The organism is Pseudomonas sp. 14A, assembly GCF_018132745.1.
Taxonomy (GTDB): domain Bacteria; phylum Pseudomonadota; class Gammaproteobacteria; order Pseudomonadales; family Pseudomonadaceae; genus Aquipseudomonas; species Aquipseudomonas mercuritolerans.
Map to the genome: position 1 here is coordinate 497,140 of NZ_JAGRQJ010000018.1, position 22,001 is coordinate 519,140.

Genomic DNA, 22,001 nt, shown 5'->3' on the forward strand with positions numbered 1-22,001 from the left:
TATACTCCTGCCATTGTTTCAAAAACGGATACAGACCATGACCGAAGCTGCTCTCGTCCCCGAATCTCCGCAAGCTCCGTCTGTTATTCGGCTGCTGCTCAACAAGCTGGGCGTTGCCTACGAAGAAGTGCTCGACCACCACGGCCTCAATGCCTCGCGCAAAGTGCAGGCCGTGTTGCTGGATGACGCCGTGGGCGCGTTGATGGTGCTGTTTCCACAGAGCCAGTTGCTGGATCTCAATCGTCTCGCCGAACTCACTGGCCGCCGCCTCACAGCCGTGTCCACCGAGCGCCTGGAGAAGATGCTCGGCAAACACAATCTGAGCCTGCTGCCGGGCCTGCCGGCGCTGACCAGTTCGCCGTGCCTCTACGAAGAAAGCCTGCTGCGCGAGCCGAAGTTGCTGATCAACTCCGGCGAGCCGGGCCTGCTGCTGGAAATCAGCAGCGAAGACTTCAAATCGATGCTGACCAAAGCCAGCGCCGCCAACTTCGGCGAAGCCCTGAGCAGCATCCGCCCGAACCTCGACCGCCCGGACGATGACCGCGAGGAAATCACCCAGGCCGTGCAGGCGTTCACCGCGCGGCGCATTCAGCAGCGTCTGGAGGCGACCATCGAGATTCCGCCGCTGGCCGAGACTGCACAAAAAATCATCAAGTTGCGCGTTGATCCGAACGCCACAATCGACGACATCACTGGCGTGGTTGAAACCGATCCGGCACTGGCCGCACAAGTGGTGAGCTGGGCGGCGTCGCCGTACTACGCCTCGCCGGGCAAGATTCGTTCGGTGGAAGACGCAATCGTCCGCGTGCTCGGCTTCGATCTGGTGATCAACCTGGCACTGGGCCTGGCCCTCGGCAAGACCCTGAGCCTGCCCAAAGACCACCCGCAACACACCACGCCGTACTGGCAACAGTCGATCTACACCGCCGCCGTCATCGAAGGCCTGACCCGCGCCATGCCGCGCGCCCAGCGCCCGGAAGCCGGCCTGACCTATCTGGCCGGTCTGCTGCACAACTTCGGTTACCTGTTGCTGGCCCACGTCTTTCCGCCGCACTTCTCACTGATCTGCCGCCACCTGGAGGTCAATCCGCATCTGTGCCACAGCTATATCGAGCAACACCTGCTGGGTATCAGCCGCGAACAGATCGGCTCGTGGCTGATGCGCTACTGGGACATGCCCGATGAGCTGGCCACCGCCCTGCGCTTCCAGCACGACCCAAGCTACGACGGCGCCTACGCCGAATACCCGAACCTCGTCTGCCTGGCCGTGCGCCTGCTGCGTAGTCGCGGGATTGGCTCTGGGCCGGATGAAGATATTCCCGATGCGCTGCTTGAGCGTGTGGGTTTGACTCGCGACAAAGCCAATGACGTCGTCAGCAAAGTGCTTGAGGCTGAAGTGCTGTTGCGTGAACTGGCTTCGCAATTCAGCCAGGCATAAAAAAACCGCTCTCACTGGATCATTTCAAATCGGTGAGAGCGGGCTTTCATCCGTGGTTATCAAGAAAAGTAGCGAGCTATCCACCCGCCAACAGGAAGGCTAAGCTCGTCTTTATAAAGTTCACCGCAGATGACAATTTTGCCTTGCGACGTGATCACTGCATCCAAGGCAGACGCCATTCGATCGGGCTGACCGAAAGCCAACCAGCCCTTATCAGTGTTGAATGACTTATCGAGCGTACCGGTGAGTAAGTAACGTGCGCACACTGCCTGCGTATCGTAAAAAATATCTCCGCTGCCACTTGTGCCGACAACGATCAACTTACTGTCCTCCGCTCCGCCAAACGCGCAAGATTGCCACTGCTGACCTTTCTCAGGTGATAGCTTGGAATACAACGGTTTACCTTCGTTGAAAACTAGATTCGGAGACCCGTCCTCGTTGAGCACGACAATTACACCTGTACCCTCGGGAAAATTGTCTTCGAACTGACCTCCTACGATGGCAATCATCCCGTCCTTTTTTCTAACGGCAATATCGCGAAAACGGGGCATATAACGGGACGAAAGCATCACAGCGGGAAATTCTTCGTCTCGCACTCCATCCTCTTTGAAACGTACAACGTAAGTACCAGCGGTACCTGCATCAAAGTAACTGCCAAATACCACTAAACTACCGTCCGCCTGTGCAGCCACTCCACGCGCGGCATTATCACCAGCAATTCCCAACTCAACCCAGGTCGAACCGGTCTTGTTAAAGGTTTTGTCTAATGTTCCATCAGGATTGAGTCGTATAACCGAGCCTTTGGTCTGCGAAGGAGAAGGATCATAAGTAAAAGTAGCCAAGATAATTTTGCCGCTTGGCAACTCGATGCTGCGCACCCCAGAATTGTCGCCGCCCTGAACAACCGACTCGGCATCCTGGCCCGCACTTCGCCGTGCAGCACGCAACGCTCCTGTGCTGAGAGTTGGCACAACACGGTCTGGAAGAACAAGGACACCGCCCTTGCCAAACTTGTCGTTGAGACTGCCATCGTCCAGGAGTCGAACAACCAAAAGACCGTTTTCATTAGGTCGCCATGAGTACTCCAAGACAATCAGGAATCCGCCATCCCTCAGTAGGCTGGAACCTAAAATGCCATCAACGCTTTTCTCAGGAATCGTAATGCGCGCAAAACCTAGCTGTTCCTCTCCGAAGCCGGTGCCTGCATCGAGTTGCCCTTTTTCAGTGAGTCGCACGATCACGAAGCCGCGGGGATAACCCGGCTCATTCGCCACCGCAACCAGCCTGCCATCGGGCAGAGAAACAATGGCATGGGGAGCGATGCTGGCAAATTCAGGAAAATCCCAAATGCGTGCTCCGTTGTTACCAAACTCAATATCGGGCGTGCCAGGCTTGGTAGTCATGATAGTTATTCTCCAAACGGGTTCAGTCCCTTTACCGCTGGACCACCTCGTCATGAAGCACCACGACGCTAATAAAAACACCTGTCACTTCTGACAGGTACATATGGCATTTAGAGACAAATGACTGACTTGGCGAGCCAGCACCAGCTAATGTCAGTCATTTTTCGGTTTAACCTTGCGCGGCTTCAAATACTTCATCAACCCCTGAAACCACATCACCAGCGCCGGATTCCCCTTGAGCTGGATCGACTTGTCCTGGATCCCCTGCATAAACGCCAACTGCTTGTTCTTCGCCTGCATCGTGGCAAAGCCATAACCGGCGTCTTTAAACGCAATCGCAAACGCCGGCTCCGCCACCACGCCAGATTTGCTGGTGATGCGCTGATCCTTGACCACGAAATGCCGCGCCACTTTCCCATCCAGCGTCTGCAGCTGAAACACCAGATCCTTGTCACCCAACTGCTGCTGGAACGCAGGATTGGTCCGGCTGGCCTTACCCATCAACAAACCCATCATCCACAGGAGAAAACGAAATTTCATGCGCACAGCCTCAAAAGGAAAATGAACGGCCGGGGCAGTGTAAGGGATTCGGACGATAACGCCAGTATCTGACTCTGATGGAAGAGGATGCGGACTTTTTCCCGCACGATGACTGCCAAGTCACGATTCCGCAAGCAACGTCCTACACCTGTTGAAACACATCTCTGTAGGAGTTGGCGAAGCCTGCGATCTTTTGATCTTCCGGCCCGCAAATCTATGGGAAATTTCCTGCAAAGTGCGGTGCTGTTCATGAACTAGGCGAGCTTGAAGATCACCGATAGGCTTTCTGCGTCATCGGGTATTCGGTGACCGGATGTGCAAGTCCGAATTCGGGAGCAATTTCTTCTTACTCCAAGGGATTTACACTGATGACCAATTCAACGACCAACACCGAGGACACCTCACCCTACGAATCCTTCGATTCAAGAAAACTACATGAAGCCGCCGAACGCGCCCTCGATCACCACTTCGGCAAATCCGACCTCCCTCAGGCCTCGCGTCGCGAAGGCTTGTTCAGCCTGAACCCGGACATCGACGCCGAAGCCCTCCTGGCCAACGCCTCGGAAGACCTGCTATCCATCAGCATCATCGCTGCGGACCTTGCGGACGATATAGATGGCTCACGCCGCTCGGTTGCACTGGCATTGAGCAGAATGGCGGACGGGGTGAGATTGATGGTGGAAGGGACGCTCGACCAGATTGAAGTGCGAAGCGTGGCGGCCAAGCCGTAGCGAAGTCTGTGGATGAAAAAAGGGGACGTTAAGTCCCCTTTCTGAATATTCCCTGCTTCACCACTGGCAACCTGTTTCAGGTTTCGAATCCACGTTGTAATCGTTTTCAAACGAATACTTCTTTGCGGATTTGTAATTCGTATACGACATCGCATCAACCCGGCCACCCTGAGTGACCATCTGATACTCACCTGTCAGTGCGCCATCAACTACTTCAACCCAAGTTGTCGTGTACTGGTAGGGCCGGCCATACACGAGTTCTTCTTGTTCAGTACTGCGATGAACCAGCCCAATAGCCTTTTTTGACTTGCTGTATTTGACGCCAGCACCGCTCCACTTGGCGACAGAGTCGTAATAGGTTCGGAATTCAAAATTTATGGGTTTGCCTTCGTAGGAGCGGAAGCAAAAAACCTCGGTCGTGACCTCGCTATGAGCCGCCAGAGGAACGAAAACGAGCAACGCGGAAAACAATGCAGACGAAAATTTCAAACCGAATATTCCTTTAGCGGTTCATGGGTACAGAACACACAGTTACAGCAACTCAACGAGCTCTTGTCACGCCTCGGGCGCCACAGCGCTGCGCTCACCCACCCTCGCCGGGATTTTCGAAGCTTTTCCCGCTTCAGACATTCGCGATGCGTATTGCTTGTACGCCGCCACCGCCCGCTCTTTATCGTTCACGGCCCAATAACTGTCAGCGAGATTCAGGTAAGCAACCGTCCTATTTGGGTGGCTGGCAACCACTGCATCGAGCAACTCAATCGACTCAGCGTAGAAACCCGCCTCGCCCAGTAAAAACCCAAGGTCGTTGGACCAGCCGGGACGCTGCGGGTAGTAGTACTTTGCAACGATATAGCTATCCGGGGGACAAGTGTCATGCGAACCACCGCCCATCAACGCGTAGCTCATCGTATCCTTGAAGGAAGAGTCATCACCCTTTCGGTAGGCTGCCAGCGCCATATCCAGCAAATCAGCCGAATCGACGGTCATCAACTTCTTTCTAACGCCCTCAATACTGCCAGTACGAGCAACCTGCAGCTTCTGCAGCACTTCACGCCCATCGAAAGAAGCGAGAGCGATGGGGCCCAGTATCTGCACCGGCAACTCCACTATGCTAACAAGCGACCGGTCACAGGAGTCGTTGTTCGCCACTTCCAGCAGAGCTTTCAGCTCAAACTGCTTTGAACCTTTGTTGAAGGCGAACAACAGGTTGAAGTTGTAAACCGCGTTATCTTCCTCGCTGGTTACCAGCGCGATGTAATCCCCAGCCTCAACGAACGGTTGCTTGACCACAGCTTCCTCAGCCTGTGGATCAATGACGGTCATGACGCCAGGGCGACCTTTGAGTACATGGACGCTGAAGACACCCTGAAGAGCGGACGAGTACTGACTCTTGATCAGAGGCAGCGCCTTCGACGTATCGAGCAAAATTTCCTCATTACGTGCCTGCACCGGCGCGATCAACAACCGATTGGAGGCCTCGTCCGCATCCCCTGTCAGAACAAATACCTTTTGCCGTGATGCATCACCCAGCAAGCTAGCCGGAATTTCCTTCAGGACTTGTGGGGCAGCGAGTGCGTATGAAGTGGTTAGCAGCCCAAGGCTCAACACGATAAAGCGGAAGAACATATTTACTGTCTCAGTCCCTGAATTTCAGATCGCTCAACGACGCGTTGCGGAATCTTCTGCGCTTTACCGGCGGCACTCATCGCGTCGCGGTATCGCGGTAATAACGCTGCGCTTCTCTTGCCGAGACATTGGTAGCGCTGAACAAACTGCTGATCATCAACACCCATTTAAGGCTGGCCATAGACGATCCTCTTCACCGCCGGGCTTTCTGACATTAGCTGTCTCTTCGTAACGCCATAGGCCTTGATCAACTCTTCCCGAGATCCCTTCGAGCCAAACAAGCGTTGGTTATTATCGAAGCTGTATTGCTCCAATCGCCCTGCTGTCGAGTAATACCCATGCCACTCCGCGCAGGCACCGCAACCGCCATATCCGCCTATCGAAACAAGACTGCCATTGGTGCCTTCCACGCAATCCATCGCCACAACGACGTTGCTCAACATCTTCGTCTTCGCACCGTCGGAAGTGAGTTGTGAAACTTTGCTGATATCGCGACGAAGCACTTTGCTACCGATGTTGATGGTCTGGTCGGAGCAGACCGGGATGACGTGGGTTTGCGCACCATCCACCGTCACCGATCGGCAAGACGACACCAACACCACTTCAACACCGCCGCACTGCATGACATCGCGTTGGGTAAAGGCGTCCGAAGGCGCGGCGATAGCTGGCAGAGAGAGCAGCAGCGAAAGGCTGCCCGCGAGAAGACGGTTCATCCACTCACTCCTCATCCATCGGCGACGATTCCACGTCGGTCATGCTCAGCAGCCGGAATTCGTTGTTCACAAATTCGTAGTAACGGTCCCGGTTACCACTTTCCAAAGCACTCCCCTGCGCATCTTCTTCACCGTCGAGCGTGACGCCGGAGACGATGATCAAGCGGCTGTCGGGCTGGTAAACCATACCGAAGGTGCTGCCGTCGTAAGCATTCGGCAGACCGCCAACCACTTCACCGGTCTGGGCGTCCAGCACTTCGCCACAAATGGCGCTACCGCCACAGCCGAGCCTGTGCAGGATGTAATGGCCGGCGAAGTTGACCTTGCCTTTCAGGGCTTGCACCCGTGCCTGATCCATCTTTGGGCTGCTGTTTTCTTGCGGCACCAGCTTATGGCTGGGGCCGGTGAAAACTGGCGTGACGGTGTAATCCTTGAAGGCTGGATCGGCAGCGAATGCCATGGACGCGGCAGCCAATATCAAGCTGCCGAGAAGAACTGAAAATCCTTTCACGTAATAACTCCGTAAATGCAGTGGGGAGCATCGGCTTACTCAGACTGCCCTTCATAAAGCTGTGTTTGCGAGTTGAATTGCCATAGATGGGGTCGGGTCATGGCTTCTTTGCCCTTGTAGCGGATCTGGTCGCGCTTATCGCGGATGTAGGAGTAGATCTCGATGTCTTTTACATCGCCGCCGTTCTTGGGCGGACCGTCCAGAACCTTGACCTCGGCGAAATAATCGCCCCCTACATGCTTCAAGTAACCGTGGCACTGGATGAGAAAGGCGAAGGTCGAGTCACCCGCTGAACCACGGCTTGAGTAGGAGGTGAAAATGAAGTCCTCCTGACCGTCGTCATTGAGATCGCCGCGGTACACCACCTTGCCCTCCTCCAGACTGAATCCATCAGTTTGAAGACTTGAATGTATGTCCAAGACGTAATCGGATCTTTCCACCCATTGCGAGAGAAAGTTCTTCGTATCGGTCTCCGAATTGCACAGATCCGTCGCCATGCTCACCATCGGCAACCAGGTCAAACACATCAACAACAGTCGTTTCACTTCGCATCCTTCGAATTGATCAATTCCAACTCACCATCCCGATACAACACCTCACACCCCACCCATGCGGGGTCCACCTGCGGCATCACCGCCGACGGCTTTCGCAATTCGCGCAGCAACGTCGAGCCATGCGACAACCGCCCACCCATCCGCGCAATCACTGCCCGCGCTGTTTGGTAATGCGCGTGCCGCCCCGGATCGAGAGTGTCTTCCAGCAAGATGTCCTCGCCGAGGATGCCCCGCACTTGCCCCGGATAAATCATGAACCCGGTCGCCTGCTCCGCACCTTCGCGACCGTCCTGCCAGAAGCTGCCGTCTCGGGTGCGAACGTCGGGATGCGGTGCAAACCAGTGCTCGCGATCCGCCAGCGGCATCGCGTGATGCAGGCGGAAGAAGATGCGCATGAGGTTGTCGCGATACCACTCGCGTACTTGCAGGTAGTAACCGCGTAGGCCCGGCAGGCCGGTCGAATGCGCGAGGCGGATCAGTCCAGACCATTGCGGGAATGGCTGTAGCGGCAGATCGCTCGACGCGGGCCGAGGGGTGGCCGGATCGGTTTCCCACGGCAATCGATGCGGACTGTTTTCAAGGTTGTCGTAAGCAGTCGGCGGGCGACCCAGCCAATCGCCACCGCTGCTGGCCAGTGCCGTGGCGATGCACAGATTGCCTTGCACCACGAACACGTAAAACCGAGTGAACCAGTCTGCCAATTGCTGACCATCGGCAGCTTGGGCGACGAGTTCGGCCAGTTCCCGATCGAAGCGCTGCAAACCGTTTTCAAGATTCAGCAAATGGCCGCGAGCCTTGCGTTGCATACGCAAAAACAGCGGCAACGAACGGAGTATCTTCAGCGGTTGCCACGGCAGATGCGGGGTCGCGCCGCCGACTTCACCGGCGTAGTTAGCGGCGCTGATGCCCCAGTCGGCCAGCCGGGCGAGAAACAGATCATTGTTGATATAGGACGCGCCACCGAACACAGCGGTGAACGGCTCGTTGTCCTGCAACACTCGCGCATCCCAACGCGCCATGATCGCCGGGATACTCGCTGCCGCGCGGCGTTGGGCGTATTCCACCAACACGCTCGGTCGCGGCGGCAGGATCTCGGCGATGTTGGCGGCGGTAAGGTGGCGGCGCCAGCCGTAGTCGCTGATCGGCCGGTATTGCAGCAGCCACAATTGCGAGCCATCCCAGGCCCATTCGACGTCGCCCGGTACATAGTGAAAGACGCGCAACACGTCTTGCAGAAAGCGCCAGAGCAGGTCTTCGGTTAAGCCGGGGGATGGCGTGAACGTGCCGCTGCGCCAAGCATCGCCGAGCCGCGAAAGCGTTGCTCGCGAGGGGCTGACGTGACCGTCGGCCAGCGATTCGAGATGGCCTTCAACCCACTCCAGTTCTACCGAGAGATGGCGCACGAACGCGATCCCGGAAACTACCGGCGTGATGAAGCGTTGCACCACCACTTCCTCGACGCCTTCGGCCGTCAGCTCGGCGATGCGTTTCGGCACGTTGGCGGTCGGTTCGCGCAGATAGGTCGTGCTCAAACCGGCATTCGCCAAATCGGCCTGATCCTCGCCATAACTGGAGGAGCGCACCGCCCAGGTCACATCAGGTTGAGCAGCGAGAAATGCCGGCAGACATGGATCGCTGCAGTCGTTGAGCGTCATCGCCGCCGGCACCGCTTGCCGCGCCAGTTCAGCCAGGCGCAAACGCCCACCCTTGGTATGCGCGACAAACCCACGCTCGCCCGACTCCAGCCACTGTGCGAACTGCGCGGGCGAGTCGATCCATGGGTAATGACCCCAACCCGGTTTGAGGCTGATGGTCAGATCTGCACGAGCGAGAATCGCCGACCATGCCGCCGCTTGCTCGATACCGAGTACAGCGTCCTGATCGCCCCAGACCAACTCGACCGGATCGGTGATCCACTCCAGCAGCGGCAACGCGGTGTCGGCGCGAATCAGATCCCAGTGCGGCACAAACGCACGGCAGCGCGCATAGCCGGCGCCCATGCGCTGGTACTGCGCGGGCGTCCAGGTCTGGTTGGAAAACTTGCGCGCGAACAGCGTGGGTTTGTTCGACAGCAGCCAGTGGATGGTCTTGCGGATCGGCAGCGGTGACATCAGCGCCGGCAATCGACGCTGCCACAAAAATGCCCCAACCGGCGCCAACAGAACACTGCGGGAAAAGTGCCCGGGCCGACGTTGCAACGCGTGCAATACAAGCAAGGCATTGACCCCGACTGCCATGATCGCGCTGCCCTTCTGCGTCATCGCCAACAAGGTCTGCGCGTAGTCCGCCAGATCCTCGCAGGGTGGCAGCGGATTGGCGCCGAAGCCCGGCAACTCCAGCGGCACCACGTCGTAGCGCTTAAAGTGCGGCAACGCGTCGTCCCACCAATCAGCGGCGCTGCCGTTGCCGGCCAGCAGGTACATCATGGGCTTGCTCATGAACGATCCTCAGGTCAGATCGCGCAGAGCGGCGTCGAGTGTTGGATAACGGAACGTGTAGCCAGCCTCGGTCAAACGCTGCGGCACCACACGCTGACCGTCGAAGAACAGCTGCGCCATCTCCCCCGCCATTGCACGCACTGGCGCGGCGGGAATGTGCAACCACACCGGGCGCTCGAGGACCTTGCCGGCCTGCTCGGCGAACGCTGCCTGACTGACCGTTTCCGGCGCCACCATGTTGTAGGTGCCACGCAGAGTGTCGTCGTTGAAAGCCCGCGCGATCACCTGAAGCACATCGTCGCGATGCACCCAACTCATGATCTGCCGACCATCGCCCATGCGCCCGCCGAAACCCAGGCGGAACGGCAGCAGCAACGGCGTCAACGCACCGCCGGGGCCGAACACCACGCCGAGGCGCAGCACCACCTGACGCACGCCAAATTCCGTGGCCGGTTGCGCGGCGGCTTCCCAACGCGCACAGAGTTCGGCCATGAAACCGTCGCCCTTGCTGGCGTGTTCGTCGAGGTTTTCACTGGCGTCGCGCACGCCGTAGAAGCCGATGGCCGAGGCTTGAATCCATAGCGTGGGTTTGTGCTTGGTTTTCTTCAGCCAGGTCATCAACGCTTCGGTGGTGCCGACTCGGCTGGCGAGCAGTTGCGCCTGACGCTTGGGAGTCCAGCGTGGGCCGGCGACAGGGGCACCGGCGAGATTGATCACTACGTCGAAGGCTTCGTCGTGGCTAAGTTCGCTGAGCGAATGCACACAGCGGATGCGGCCGTTGAATAGATTGGCCGCGCTCAACGGATCGCGCGTCAGTACGCTGATGGAGTGGCCCGCGTCGAGTAATTGACTGACCAAGGCTTTACCGATAAATCCGGTGCCGCCGGTGATCAGCACACGTTTGAAAGCGCCACCGGCAAACGGGTTGGACAGGCTCGTTGTCTTTACTGCAGGAGACTTCCGGCGGTCATGCCGATACAGCCAGAACAGTGGCGGCAACAACACCAGCAACGCAAAACCGTCGAGCCACAGGTGCGACCAGACCTGTTGTTGCGCTGAGAGCCACATGTCCTGCGGCGCCCATAACAGGATGCCAGCGGTCAACCAGCCCCACATCGCCGGGGCTTTCAAGCGATTGCCCAAGTGCACCAGCGCGAGCATGTACAACGAATAACTTTGCAGCGTCGCGCCGAATAGCGCGAGCCACCAGACTTGTTGTTCGTGGCCGGCGGTGGGAACCGGATCGGCGCCCCAGAATGCGAGTTCGAGGGTGTGCAGATAGCCGTCGAGTAATCCGGAATGCCCGGCCCACGTCAGGGTGAGGCCGGCAAGAATGTGCACGATTGCGGCGGCGTATAGCCAGAGCACCAACGCTGGGCGAAGGGAGATCGAGGGGGCTGGCATTCCGTGTCCTGAGCGCGTTCCTTGGGGGTGGGGAGTTTAAAGGAAAATGGGTGTTTTCAGTCGCTCGAACACAATACGTTTTGTCGCTATCGCACTGAGTGAGCGTCAATCAAGACGAGCAGCTCCTTCAACCTAGCAATATCCTCCTCATAAAAGGCATTACATTGCGTCACCACCACATATTCATAGCCGGTCGCTTTTTCATGGGTGCTGCATACAATCCCCGGACCTTCCCCGCCATCCTGCCTTCCATACACGACATCCCGCGCATCCGTCAGCACCCAGCCTGACATTGCCAATTTCGTACTGGCTGATTCAGGAAGTCCATCGAAGTGCATGATTGCCTCAGCATTCGGCAGCTTGACAAGCAAGTTGTATGGCGACGATAAAGAACTCATTCCCACAGTTTTCGTGACTTCGGCGAGGTCCTTACCCCGCACGATAAACGTGGGGAGGCCGTCTAGATCACCTTCATAAGTTGACTGATGAAGTGGCGAAAGTTTCAGGACTGCAATTGCGCCCTTGCTGACACAGCTGACGAGCTCCAGCATTGGCTGAACGTCATGAAACTCGCAGGTGGAATCTTGAGCAAACAATGTCGGTGATAGAAGTGTCGTGCAGAATGCGAACACCCACCTCAAACAAGATTGGGGCAAGCTCAACTGAATGCCCCTGTACGCATTTCCATTCACTGAGTGCCACCTGCTCCAATACATTCAATTGAATCGCTGGAATCCAAGAAACTCCACAAAGCCGCCGAACGCGCCATAGACCACCACGTCAAACTGCCCACTGAACCAAACGCAACACGCGAGACCGGCCTCTTTAACCTCTCCCCGGCACCGACGCCGAAGCACTCATGGCCAACGCCTCCGAAGACCGCCTGTCCATAAGCGTCATTGCCTCAGACCTCGCCGACGACCTCCACGGCTCCCGCCGCTCGGTTGCACATTTAGTAGCATTTGCTCGGAGCTATTGGCTCAATCACTTCCGACCGAAGTCGCTTAGCAGCATCGAGACCTGACTCGTATCCCTTGTCGGCGGCTAGCTGATAGCAAGCCAAGGCACGAGGAATATCCTTCTCGCCGAGATCGCCACTCTTCCAGTAGTCACCAAGCGCGACAATTGCATGCGCTGACCCCATGGAGCCGGCACGAATAAGCTCTTTCTCAACATCAATTGGCCGCTGGCACGGTCCGCTTCCGGCCGTTTCATTGCCAAAACAATAGAAGCTTGCCAGACCCTCAGCGCCTCCTGGTGAATTCAAAGCTGCTGCTTTGAAAAGAGCCTCAACTTTGCTGTATTCCAACTGCGGAGCCATACCCGACAGACTCAGCCTAGCCGCAGACTCACTGGAAATAGGATCGCCTGAAGCAGCTGCACACAAGTAATTTTCCAAAGCCGCTTCAAAAAGCTCCACTGTGAGTCGATATTGCTCAAGACCACCCAAACTAATAAACCCTTGTGCACGCTGTGAGCAGAAATTTTCCTCACGACTCAATGAGCGCGTACTGGCTACAGAAAGCTCCTTTTCGGGAATCGACCAATCCTCAACCCCCTCAAGCGTCCAGCAGGCTTTACGCGAAAAGTTGAAGATCTTGATATTGCTGTTTCCGGCACGTTTATCCACAACGTCAACGTGACGATCATCTACCTTCTCGACTTCTATTCCTTCGACTTTCCCATCTGGCACCGCAGCCATTAAGGGAAACGCCATCTCGCGCCCCACCACTGCAGTGACGTGAGTCACTATCCGTCCTATATCCGACGTCCCCTTCAACACCAATAGCTTCACGGCCTGCGCAGTTAGTCGCTTCTGCGATTCGGCATTAGCGGAGAATGCTGGAAGAAACTGTGCAAAGTCTTGCGTAGGGCACGAGCCACGTCCAATTGTCGGGCCACTCCCGATATCGGACGCGATATTGTCCAAAAACACTGAACGGTCACGACTCATACTGGCGATGCAATTGTTCACCGCTGCCACATGCGCCGAAGAGCCCCGTTCCGCCTCCAACGCATCGACCTGGCAATCGGTATCGCGCAGTTTGATCCAGGCGCGCTGAGCCTCCTGAACCGTTGCCTTTTGGCTCGCCGCAAGAACTGGATCAGTTTGATACCCACCTTCGAGCCGAACCATCAGTTCTTGATAACTGGTATTCAACTGCTTATCTGCAGCAACCTTGGCACTCACAGAACATCTTTCCCTCTGAGAGTTCGTAGTGATATCGGCACATGCATCGTCAGCAAATGCATGTCCCCCCAACAGAGATAAACCACCAATCAGCACGGCGGGCAGCACCGGAATAAGATATTTACTCAAAGCAAATTCCAACAATATTTTGCGAAAGTGTATTTTTAATTCGAGCCTATTCTTCAAGGGAGATAGCCATTTTCAGAGTAGATCCATTCAGATAAACGACTGCTTCGCGCCCATTAATATCGACAGGGGTAGGATTCTGGATCATTCCTTCATCACTAGCCTTCGCAATTTTTGTTAACGTCTTATCCGCAACATTGGCACGCCAAATAGTTTCATCACCATTCTTGAAATAAAACGTCGGCCGTGACTTGCTCCAAATCGGAGCATATATATTCCAACCGGCCTCGGGCCGACCAGCCTGCGCTATCGTTTCATACCCTGAGATGTGCGAGTAGTACGCTTGCAATTTTCCATACTCACCACCCCAACCGAATGTCAAACCACTAACAGCATTTTCATCAGCATTTGGCCACTGCTGGAACAGCAAACTGCTTTCCAATGGCGGAGATTTTGAACCGAGCTTATAAACCATCCCCCGCAGCTGATTCTTAGAGAGCTGCTGTCGATAGTAAAACGCCCCATCCAAGATTCCCGCGAATCTTTTCCCTTCGTCGTTTGAACCCAAACTGAAAGCACCATCAAAACCGATATCTTTCGCAATCGTGTGCAATACCGGCCTGTCGTTGCGATCAACGTACTCATATAGATTACCCCGGTACGCAATCATCGCCGCATCAAAATGCCCTTCGAACACGATGACATGCAACATGCCTGAAATTGTTTCAGCGGAGATCACAAATCGTTCAACAGCCCCTTTTTCATTGGGAAGCCATGCTAAATCAATGACCTTCCATGAGCGTTCAAACTGTTTGTAAGGCTTATCCCCCAACATTAACTTAATATCTTTCTGAGTCGGCCTAGGCGCAATAGGAACCGGCGACAGAAAGCGTATCTGCCGAACATAAGAGTCCTCTAAACACTCCACTGACTCACAAGAGTTACGCTCCGACTCAAGCCATTCACTTTCGATTAATTGAAAAACCCGCCGATTTTTTATCGACTTGAATACTTCACTTAGCTTTTCATCCATTGCGGACAAGGAAGGAGAACGACAAATTTTCCTTTCTACGTCCGTTGAAGCTTTGCCACAGTCGGAACTCGCAGAAAATGCCACCGAACTGAAAAGCAAAAAAGCTAACGGTAAAAAGCTAGGGAGCGAATATATATTTTTCATTGATTCACGCTTTCAGGCATTGAACTTCGCAAAGCGGGTTGCGAGATGCTTGGGGCGTTCATTTATCCGCCGCTTCATTTGTTACCCTCTTTGCCAATGCTCGACGACATCAACATCCACCCGCATCGCCACACAAGATCCATCCGCGTATTTCTTTGCCTTTCGGTGTTTTAAACATAATCGAAAGCCAGCCAGCCTCAACAGCCTCCTGCTCAACCCTATCCCCGGAAACCAAATACATACGAGTGACATCGTCAAAAACTGGAGAGCTATAAATTGTAGCTTTTTTATTTATTGTCAGCTGAACCGGCACACCTTCATTCCATTTAGAAAACGCTGGAGTCGCAAGTTTATTACTAACAGACAATTGATCCTTGTAAGGAAATTCATACATTAGATTCTGGTAATCGTCTGCCAATATATCGCCACCCTCACCAAAATATTTGGAGACTCGCTCATCCCTTGAATAACCACTCTCGCTCTTTTTGTAAACATGCACGCTGTAATATTCACCAGAATATCTAACTCCGGTGTCTGAATGTATTCCCACACTGTGTATTACAAAAAGCTCTTTCTCGGAACTACCTTGAACATCAGAAAAAAATGCCGAGCGGACTTTTCCTGTGCCTGCCAAATACGGTAACTGCCCAACGAGCTTCTTAGATTTACTCAAACAATCAACATAGTTAACATCAATACCCACTTGATTGTTCGAATCTTCACTGCTCGCCTCATCCTCTATAGGAACGAGATCAAAAACAATCGCACCGTCTTTTGTCGGGATCGAATGGTACACTTTACTCTCAGGGACCTCGCAAGCTAGCGAAGCCACCGAAGACAGGCAAAATGAAACTAACAATGAAAATTTACATAAGCGCTTCATAACGAACAGCCCCCGAACACAACCTTGAATTTCTCAGCAACTTCTTTAGTAAACTTCTCTCGCTGATCAAGTTCTTTCAGCCCAGAGTTGATAATCCTAGTCACAGATTTAATCTTCGCATCTACATCAGGTGAACTTGCATCCGCAAGTGAACCAATACCTTTCGCCTTCCAAAACCATAGACCAGACTCTAATGCAACCCTCATATTGTCCTGTACCAGGTTCGGATTAGCATCGATATTCACACCTATCGCTACAGCACATTCACGATAGTTAGCATAGTGGGTCAAATGAAGAAGGCCTCTCCCCCTATAGTCGTTATGAGGGTACTGATTGCTACCAAAGCTATGTTTACCATACGCTGGATCGTTTGCAATCAGATGCTGATCTATATACTCAAGCTTCTCTTCTCTGGTTAGTGACATCCCCAGCCTTGCAAAACCATCATTAATAGCGGTTGGCGCCATTCTATATAGTTTCTCGGCTGTGTAGCTACGACGAGTGTAATTTAAACTTTCCCTAAACGCAGAAAATTGAAAAGTCTCGTGCTTACCCTGCCCCATTATATGAAATACCTGAGCACAGGTATTTACTCCATACTTAGGGAAAAGCTCGTTCGCCACCATGACAAACTCACTTACAAAAGTATCCGTTACGGAGGATGGACAAATACTCCGCATCAATGCATTTGTTAATGCTATATTACTGCCACACTTTTTGCAGACATTACTCCCGGACGATGGCATCATATTCCCAATGAGCGCGATTGGATGAAAATGCCATACAACTCCATCGCCTACCCCTTTAGATTGTATAGCTGGATCATCCCAAAATATTAAACTATCTATTCGTTCTTTTTCGTGCTTTAGAACAGATGGATAATTTTCTAGCATCGTGTCCAGCCGCGCCCATTTGGCAGAGTCCGACTTGGATTTCCACTCCGTAGGGTGATATGCAATTAGCTTTGACCAGTGATCTCTTAAATCCAGATTCTTAAGTGCAATCGGAAAATCCTCGGGAGTAACTTTTTGATCATTATTACCAAATCGATCCAAGCCCCTATATAAGTTCTGGAAGAACTCTGGCATATCATCAGGATCCAGAAAACCATCAGAATTTGAATTTAATTCCTTAACGATGCGAAAGCCTAGTTTTTCCCAGTCATGCTGACTAAGAAGCTCCGCGCCTTCTTTTTTGAGCAAACCTGATTTGCTCTCTGTATTATCAAATACGGTTACCTCATACCACTCTTCAGCGTCCTTATAGAGAACAGTTTTCCCGAGCTCTACAAATTTCTCATTCGAGATTGTCACGCTTTCGGTTACAGGAGGCTTACCTTTTAAGGTCGTATTTGCTGGCAAGTGTAAGTATTGCTTCCCTTGCTTCAAAGTTGCTTTATTTTTCAGAAAATCCTCAATTCTCGGATCTGCCGAAAAAATTTCAACGTGAACTTGATAATTTCTCGAAACCCCTCCATCAGGACCTGCTAATGTTTCATTCAAACCAAGAAAACCGATTATGTCACCTGCCTTAATTGCCGTGTCCATCGGCACAACCTTATCAAACTCCGTAGGAACCAACCCCAGCAATTGAACATAAGGCTTTTCAACACAAGCCCAAAAAGTTGCTGGGACAGGAGTAGAATGGCTTTTCAAACCGGTTGTAGCACTGGAAATACTTGGCACGAAGGAACATTCCGCCATTTTGTAAAGTTTAGAACCAATCTTCAGGTTAAAAACTTTTCCACTATCAAATTCTATTACGCTATTTGTACAAAGTACTAAATCTTCGTTTTGCCCCAGACTATTTACCTGTCTCATTGCAGCCCCAGCTACAGCGCCGTTACTCTGGGGTGAGGGGGCTACCCTTAAGGTAAGCCCAGAGCCGGAAACTATCGCTCTGACCTTGCCCTTCCAATAATCTGGCTTCTTCCGCTCCGGTGCAGTTATTGCTTTCCAGCTCGCACTGCCATCACCTCTTGGGTATGCAACACCGTTTTGCTTGTAGGCGAACCAGAAATCCTGTCCTGGCGTGCGTCCACCTACTGTACCTTTAATTAGTTTGCCTTTCGCGTGGATGTGATCAGAGTGCTCTTCAAGTATTTCAATTTCAGTTCCAGCAGAAATCGAACCATATTCGATGCAGCCAGTTACGCCAGCAACATCGCTTCGAGCTTTAAACCCACTTGCGATCATCTTTATTTTTTGAGGGCCCGTCTGTTCCGGTTCATCCGCGTACCTCTGATATGGCAGCAAATGCATATACAGGCTATAAAATACGAGTTCATTACTAGTATTGGGCACGACCTCTTTATTAGGTGGTGATTTATAGTCGTGCTTGACAAGGCAGAATGAATTTGAGTACTCCAATTCCTCTGTAGCACTCGAACCTTCAAACTCCGTCTTTAAATAATCCTCATTCAATCGATAGGCTACGACGACACCATCTCCAATACAACGAATAGGCTCATCTCTCACACACTGCGGAGCAGTCTTATGCGTGATATGAATACCGCCATGCCAAAATCCATGACTCCCAAGTAAAAAGTTACCTGCGCTTTCACTCTCAAGTGCTTTGAAGATTTCTTCAGCATCCTTAAATTGCGATCCATCCGCTTTTCTAAACGGGTACTGAAAGTTCATTAATGGTGTAGATTCTACCGGTGCAGGTGCAGGTGCAGGTGCAGGTGCGGATCCTTCCCCCGTCCGAGTCGACTCCTTAACCCTTAGAAACTTTGTAGGGACTGGCCAAAAATATGCTTTGCTATAGGCACCAAACTTTGCAGTAGCTGGACCGGAGCTTTGCGCCCCAAAAAACTCACCATATTGAGAGTCCAGCGTACTATCATAGTGTTCTACGATACCCGTATGATTTAGCGTTTTATTATCTCGATTAGAGATTACGTTAATCCAGAGTACGATATCTCCTCGCCTCACATTAGCAGGACTAATTACATCATAGTATTGAAGTGCGGCCGCACTATTTAGCCCCGCCGTGTTCTGGTAAGGAACTTGATATCCAGCACCTGTGAGCAACAGGTTTACCATATGAGAGCAATCGACGATTTTTTTGCCATTTTCTACGACAAAACCATCCCCACCTTCCTTATATCTATAGTTAGCACTCGTATAGTTACTTGATAAATCTAGTGGCTCTGTCATTTCTGCTTCCTGCAATAATCAGTAGCAATAGCTGGCTTTAGTAATTTCAGCGGTCTGTTTATTTAGACGTTCCAAATGTGCGATAGACCCTTTGCTGCCTTTTTTGGCAGCCACTTGGTAGCACGCAACCGCCCGGGACATGTCCTTCGTTACCAGCTCTCCAGTTTCAAAGGCACGCCCGAGTGCATTTATCGCAAAAGCACTTCCCATACGGGCCGCTTGCGTCAGCGCTTCCTCAGCCTGTGCTGGATGCTGGCAAGGGCCATTGGAGGAAATATTGTTTCCATCGCAATAGAACAACGAGAGGCTCATCGCCCCCTCAGGCAGAGTGGTCGCTGCTGCCTTGAATAGCTGCTCAACCTTCTCCGTTTGCAACTGCGGAGCCATTCCGGAAAGACTCAAGCTTGCTGCATTCAAACTAGCCTGGGGATCGCCGGAAGCGGCTGCGCATAGATAGTTTTCCAAGGAAGCTTCAAACAACTCACCTGTGAGTCGGTACTGCTCCAGCCCCCCTAGACCTCTAAAGGCCTCTGCACGTTGAAAGCAAAAATTCTCTGCCTCGCTCATGCGGGGCTTGCTCGTCTCTACGAGATCTTTCTCACTGATCGACCAATCTTCAACCCCCTCAAGCACCCAACACGCTTGGAGAGAAAAGTTAAAAATCTTGATGTTGCTATTACCTGCTCGCTTATCCACTACGTTGAAATGATTATCGTCAATCGCCTCAACCTCTACGCCTTCAGTCTTGTCCGCGCCTACAGGCGCCATCAACGGAAACGCTAAATTGGTGCTAGTAAGCCCCATCGTTTGAGGCTCAAAAACCCCATGATCTCCCACCGGTTTCAAAACCAGCGACTTCACCGTCATTGCAGTCCACCGCTGCTGAGTTTCGGCATTCGCAGAAAACGCTGGCAGAAACTGGGAAAAGTCCTCGGACGGACATTCATCCGCATAAGCGCTGCCATGAAACAGGCTCAACAGCGACGCGGTGAAAACCGCCATCGTGATGCCATTGCTCTTCTTCAAAACACCATTCATGTCGATCACTCAGAAAACACAAAAAAAGCCTTCGGCTTAACCTTCTCAGGCGGCGCATTCAACAACGCCTGATCCATCAAACTCCCCGCCTTATCCTTATCCGCCGCCCCTGGCAGCACCGGCGGTTTAATCCCGATGCCAGTCCCCGACCCAGCCGAGCCACCCGCATTGATCTTGATCACCGGCCCAACCACCGTAACTCCACCGCCATCGAGCTTAATAAAGCTCCCACCCCCAAGAATGGTCAGCTCCGTCCCCGCCTCAATAACGATCTTGTCCCCAGCCTTGAGGTGTATCTCTTTCCCGACACTGGTCAGCTGCGCAGTCCCGAGCTTCACATGCTGGTTCTGCCCAACCGTCAGGTGATCATCCAGCTTCGCTTCAATCTTGCGGTCGGAAATCGTCGTGCGGTGTTCTTCAGCCTTCAGCTCGGTGTAGGTGTTCTTAACCACCGTGTCATGACGCTCATTCCCGACCCGAATCTTCTGGTCGTGCTCAACGTTCTCATCCCAGTCGCGCTGCGCATGAATGTAGATCTGCTCCGCACCTTTCTTGTCTTCAATGCGCAGTTCGTTATACCCACCGCCACCCGGGGAGCTGAGCGTTTTGAACACGCTGCGCGTCTTGTTCGCCGGCAGTGCGTACGGCACCGGGTTTTCCTTGTGGTACAGGCAGCCGGTTACCAGCGGTTGATCGGGGTCGCCTTCGAGGAAGGTGACGAGGACTTCCATGCCGATGCGCGGGATGCTGATGGCGCCGTAGCGGTCGCCGGCCCAGGAGCTGGAGACGCGTAGCCAGCAGCTGGTTTTGTCGTCGGCCAGGCCTTCGCGGTCCCAGTGGAACTGGACTTTGATGCGGCCGTATTGGTCGCAGTGGATTTCTTCGCCTTTGGGGCCGGTGACCATGGCGGTCTGGCTGCCGAGCACGCGTGGTTTCGGGTGTTCGAGGGCCGGGCGGTAGAACACGTCCCACGGGGTGGCGAGGAAGGTGTTGCGGTAGCCTTGGTGGAAGTCGTCTTTGTTGTCGGTGGTGTCGCTGGTCACGCCTTCTTCGAGGACTTGCGGCTGTTTGCCTTCGTGGAAGATTTCCGTGAGCAGCCACAGGTCGTTCCACTCGCTGCGCGGGTGGTCGGACATTTCCATGAAGTGGCCGCTGACCAGTTTGGTCTGGTCGCCGCGACCTTCGGCCTGGCGGTAGTCGGCGCGGTGGCGTTCGAGGGCGCGCTGGCTGAGGAACTTGCCGCGCGCGCGGTCGATGAAGCGGCCGGGGTAGTCGTAGTCTTCGAGATCTGGCTCAGTGCTCTCGCCGTCAGGTTTGTATGCGGCTTCCATTCGCAGGCGCGGTTTTTCGAAATCGTAGTCGCGGCGCGTGGTGCGCGTGGTGCGGGTTTCCAGACGCAGTTTGAAGGCTTTGATCACCGGCTCGTCGGCGACCATACCGCTGCCCTGCACGTACGCAGTCGGCTGACCGAGATTCTGGAACACGGTCTGGTCGTCGCCGAACACCAGCAGGTGGGCTTTTTCGCTGTGCTGGAAGTGGTAGTGAATGCCTTCCTCTTCGCACAGACGCTGGACGAAATGCAGGTCGGTTTCGTCGTACTGCACGCAGTAGTCGCGATCCGGGCACGGCTGGCTAAGCTGGAAGCTGTAGGCGTTGCTCTTGATGCCGTGCTCTTCGAGGATCAGCGCAATGATTTTCGGCGCGGACATCTGCTGGTAGATACGCTGGTTGGTGCGGTGATGCAGGTATTGCAGTTGCGGCACGATCGAGACTTTGTAGCGGGTCAGGCGCTTGCCGGCATCGCCCTGGGCGACGCGGTAGATCTGCCCGTGAATGCCCGAGCCCTGTGGATCGAATGCCAGAAACGCCTGCTTGTGCAGCAGTTGTTCGAGGTCCAGATCGGGGTTTTCGCTGACCAGTTCGAGGTCGAAGCGATACGCCTGGCTGATGCCTTCGGTGCCGGTGAACGACAGCACTTGCAGGTCGCCGACGTAGTCTTCGACCTTGAGGCTGAAGTGGGTTTCGTTAGCTGAGTTGAACATCGTGTGCTCCCTGTTCGAATGT

The 22,001-nt window shown here is 53.7% G+C and carries 18 protein-coding genes and 1 pseudogene; 3 read left to right on the top strand and 16 right to left on the bottom strand.

Annotation, left to right across the window (positions count from 1 at the left end; translation table 11 throughout):
• The first annotated feature begins 37 nt into the window (after window positions 1–37).
• Window positions 38–1,438, top strand: coding sequence for an aminoacyl-tRNA deacylase and HDOD domain-containing protein (locus PS14A_RS24895; RefSeq protein ID WP_212617435.1), 1,401 nt, complete (start codon window positions 38–40; stop codon window positions 1,436–1,438).
• A 59-nt stretch (window positions 1,439–1,497) separates the two neighbouring features.
• On the opposite strand, the gene PS14A_RS24900 is transcribed toward PS14A_RS24895, so the two are convergent.
• Window positions 1,498–2,841 carry a hypothetical protein gene (locus PS14A_RS24900; protein WP_212617436.1) on the bottom strand — a complete coding sequence of 448 codons (1,344 nt, stop codon included), beginning with the start codon at window positions 2,839–2,841 and terminating at the stop codon, window positions 1,498–1,500.
• A gap of 153 nt (window positions 2,842–2,994) precedes the next feature.
• Complete coding sequence (locus PS14A_RS24905) at window positions 2,995–3,381, bottom strand: helicase (protein ID WP_212617437.1); 387 nt, start codon at window positions 3,379–3,381, stop codon at window positions 2,995–2,997.
• 368 nt (window positions 3,382–3,749) lie between these two features.
• Between PS14A_RS24905 and PS14A_RS24910 the strand changes: the two genes are divergently transcribed.
• Window positions 3,750–4,112 carry a DUF6124 family protein gene (locus PS14A_RS24910; protein ID WP_186568800.1) on the top strand — a complete coding sequence of 121 codons (363 nt, stop codon included), beginning with the start codon at window positions 3,750–3,752 and terminating at the stop codon, window positions 4,110–4,112.
• A gap of 57 nt (window positions 4,113–4,169) precedes the next feature.
• Here PS14A_RS24910 and PS14A_RS24915 read toward each other — a convergent pair whose 3' ends face one another.
• The 8 genes from PS14A_RS24915 to PS14A_RS24955 all read right to left on the bottom strand — a co-directional run bounded on the left by PS14A_RS24915 (window position 4,170) and on the right by PS14A_RS24955 (window position 11,912).
• Window positions 4,170–4,601 carry a hypothetical protein gene (locus PS14A_RS24915; RefSeq protein WP_095119799.1) on the bottom strand — a complete coding sequence of 144 codons (432 nt, stop codon included), beginning with the start codon at window positions 4,599–4,601 and terminating at the stop codon, window positions 4,170–4,172.
• Window positions 4,602–4,667: 66 nt separating this feature from the next.
• Window positions 4,668–5,741, bottom strand: coding sequence for a tetratricopeptide repeat protein (locus PS14A_RS24920; protein ID WP_212617438.1), 1,074 nt, complete (start codon window positions 5,739–5,741; stop codon window positions 4,668–4,670).
• A 167-nt stretch (window positions 5,742–5,908) separates the two neighbouring features.
• Window positions 5,909–6,454 (bottom strand): hypothetical protein, encoded by a 546-nt coding sequence (locus PS14A_RS24930; protein WP_186568797.1) that lies wholly within the window; start codon window positions 6,452–6,454, stop codon window positions 5,909–5,911.
• Window positions 6,455–6,458: 4 nt separating this feature from the next.
• A complete protein-coding gene (locus PS14A_RS24935) occupies window positions 6,459–6,914 on the bottom strand; it encodes a hypothetical protein (protein WP_212617590.1) in 456 nt (151 codons plus the stop codon).
• 86 nt (window positions 6,915–7,000) lie between these two features.
• Complete coding sequence (locus PS14A_RS24940; protein ID WP_349251726.1) at window positions 7,001–7,510, bottom strand: hypothetical protein; 510 nt, start codon at window positions 7,508–7,510, stop codon at window positions 7,001–7,003.
• The gene (locus tag PS14A_RS24945) at window positions 7,507–9,957 is read right to left on the bottom strand and encodes an alpha/beta fold hydrolase (protein ID WP_212617439.1); all 2,451 of its coding nucleotides are present in this window, start codon (window positions 9,955–9,957) and stop codon (window positions 7,507–7,509) included. Before PS14A_RS24945 ends, PS14A_RS24940 begins: the two co-directional genes overlap by 4 nt.
• 9 nt (window positions 9,958–9,966) lie before the next feature.
• Entirely contained in the window at window positions 9,967–11,361 is a 1,395-nt protein-coding gene (locus tag PS14A_RS24950; protein WP_212617440.1) for a TIGR01777 family oxidoreductase, read from the bottom strand.
• 86 nt (window positions 11,362–11,447) lie between these two features.
• A complete protein-coding gene (locus PS14A_RS24955; protein ID WP_130911199.1) occupies window positions 11,448–11,912 on the bottom strand; it encodes a hypothetical protein in 465 nt (154 codons plus the stop codon).
• Window positions 11,913–12,056: 144 nt separating this feature from the next.
• Here PS14A_RS24955 and PS14A_RS26695 point away from each other — a divergent pair.
• Window positions 12,057–12,310: pseudogene (locus PS14A_RS26695) on the top strand (hypothetical protein); the annotation flags it as partial.
• A gap of 3 nt (window positions 12,311–12,313) precedes the next feature.
• On the opposite strand, the gene PS14A_RS24960 reads toward PS14A_RS26695, so the two are convergent.
• The 6 genes from PS14A_RS24960 to PS14A_RS24985 form a co-directional block, all read right to left on the bottom strand.
• Window positions 12,314–13,738, bottom strand: a complete 1,425-nt coding sequence (locus PS14A_RS24960) for a lysozyme inhibitor LprI family protein (protein WP_330221310.1) — start codon at window positions 13,736–13,738, stop codon at window positions 12,314–12,316.
• Window positions 13,728–14,855 (bottom strand): hypothetical protein, encoded by a 1,128-nt coding sequence (locus PS14A_RS24965; protein WP_130911198.1) that lies wholly within the window; start codon window positions 14,853–14,855, stop codon window positions 13,728–13,730. The genes PS14A_RS24960 and PS14A_RS24965 overlap by 11 nt, the downstream gene beginning before the upstream one ends.
• A 109-nt stretch (window positions 14,856–14,964) precedes the next feature.
• Window positions 14,965–15,651 (bottom strand): hypothetical protein, encoded by a 687-nt coding sequence (locus PS14A_RS24970; RefSeq protein ID WP_349251727.1) that lies wholly within the window; start codon window positions 15,649–15,651, stop codon window positions 14,965–14,967.
• An 83-nt stretch (window positions 15,652–15,734) separates the two neighbouring features.
• Window positions 15,735–18,899, bottom strand: coding sequence for a glycoside hydrolase family 19 protein (locus PS14A_RS26700; RefSeq protein WP_249121398.1), 3,165 nt, complete (start codon window positions 18,897–18,899; stop codon window positions 15,735–15,737).
• An 18-nt stretch (window positions 18,900–18,917) separates the two neighbouring features.
• Window positions 18,918–19,937 (bottom strand): sel1 repeat family protein, encoded by a 1,020-nt coding sequence (locus PS14A_RS24980; protein WP_130911196.1) that lies wholly within the window; start codon window positions 19,935–19,937, stop codon window positions 18,918–18,920.
• Between the two features lie 5 nt (window positions 19,938–19,942).
• Window positions 19,943–21,979: a type VI secretion system tip protein VgrG gene (locus PS14A_RS24985; RefSeq protein WP_212617442.1), complete on the bottom strand. Its 2,037-nt coding sequence runs from the start codon at window positions 21,977–21,979 to the stop codon at window positions 19,943–19,945.
• Between the last annotated feature and the right edge of the window lie 22 nt (window positions 21,980–22,001).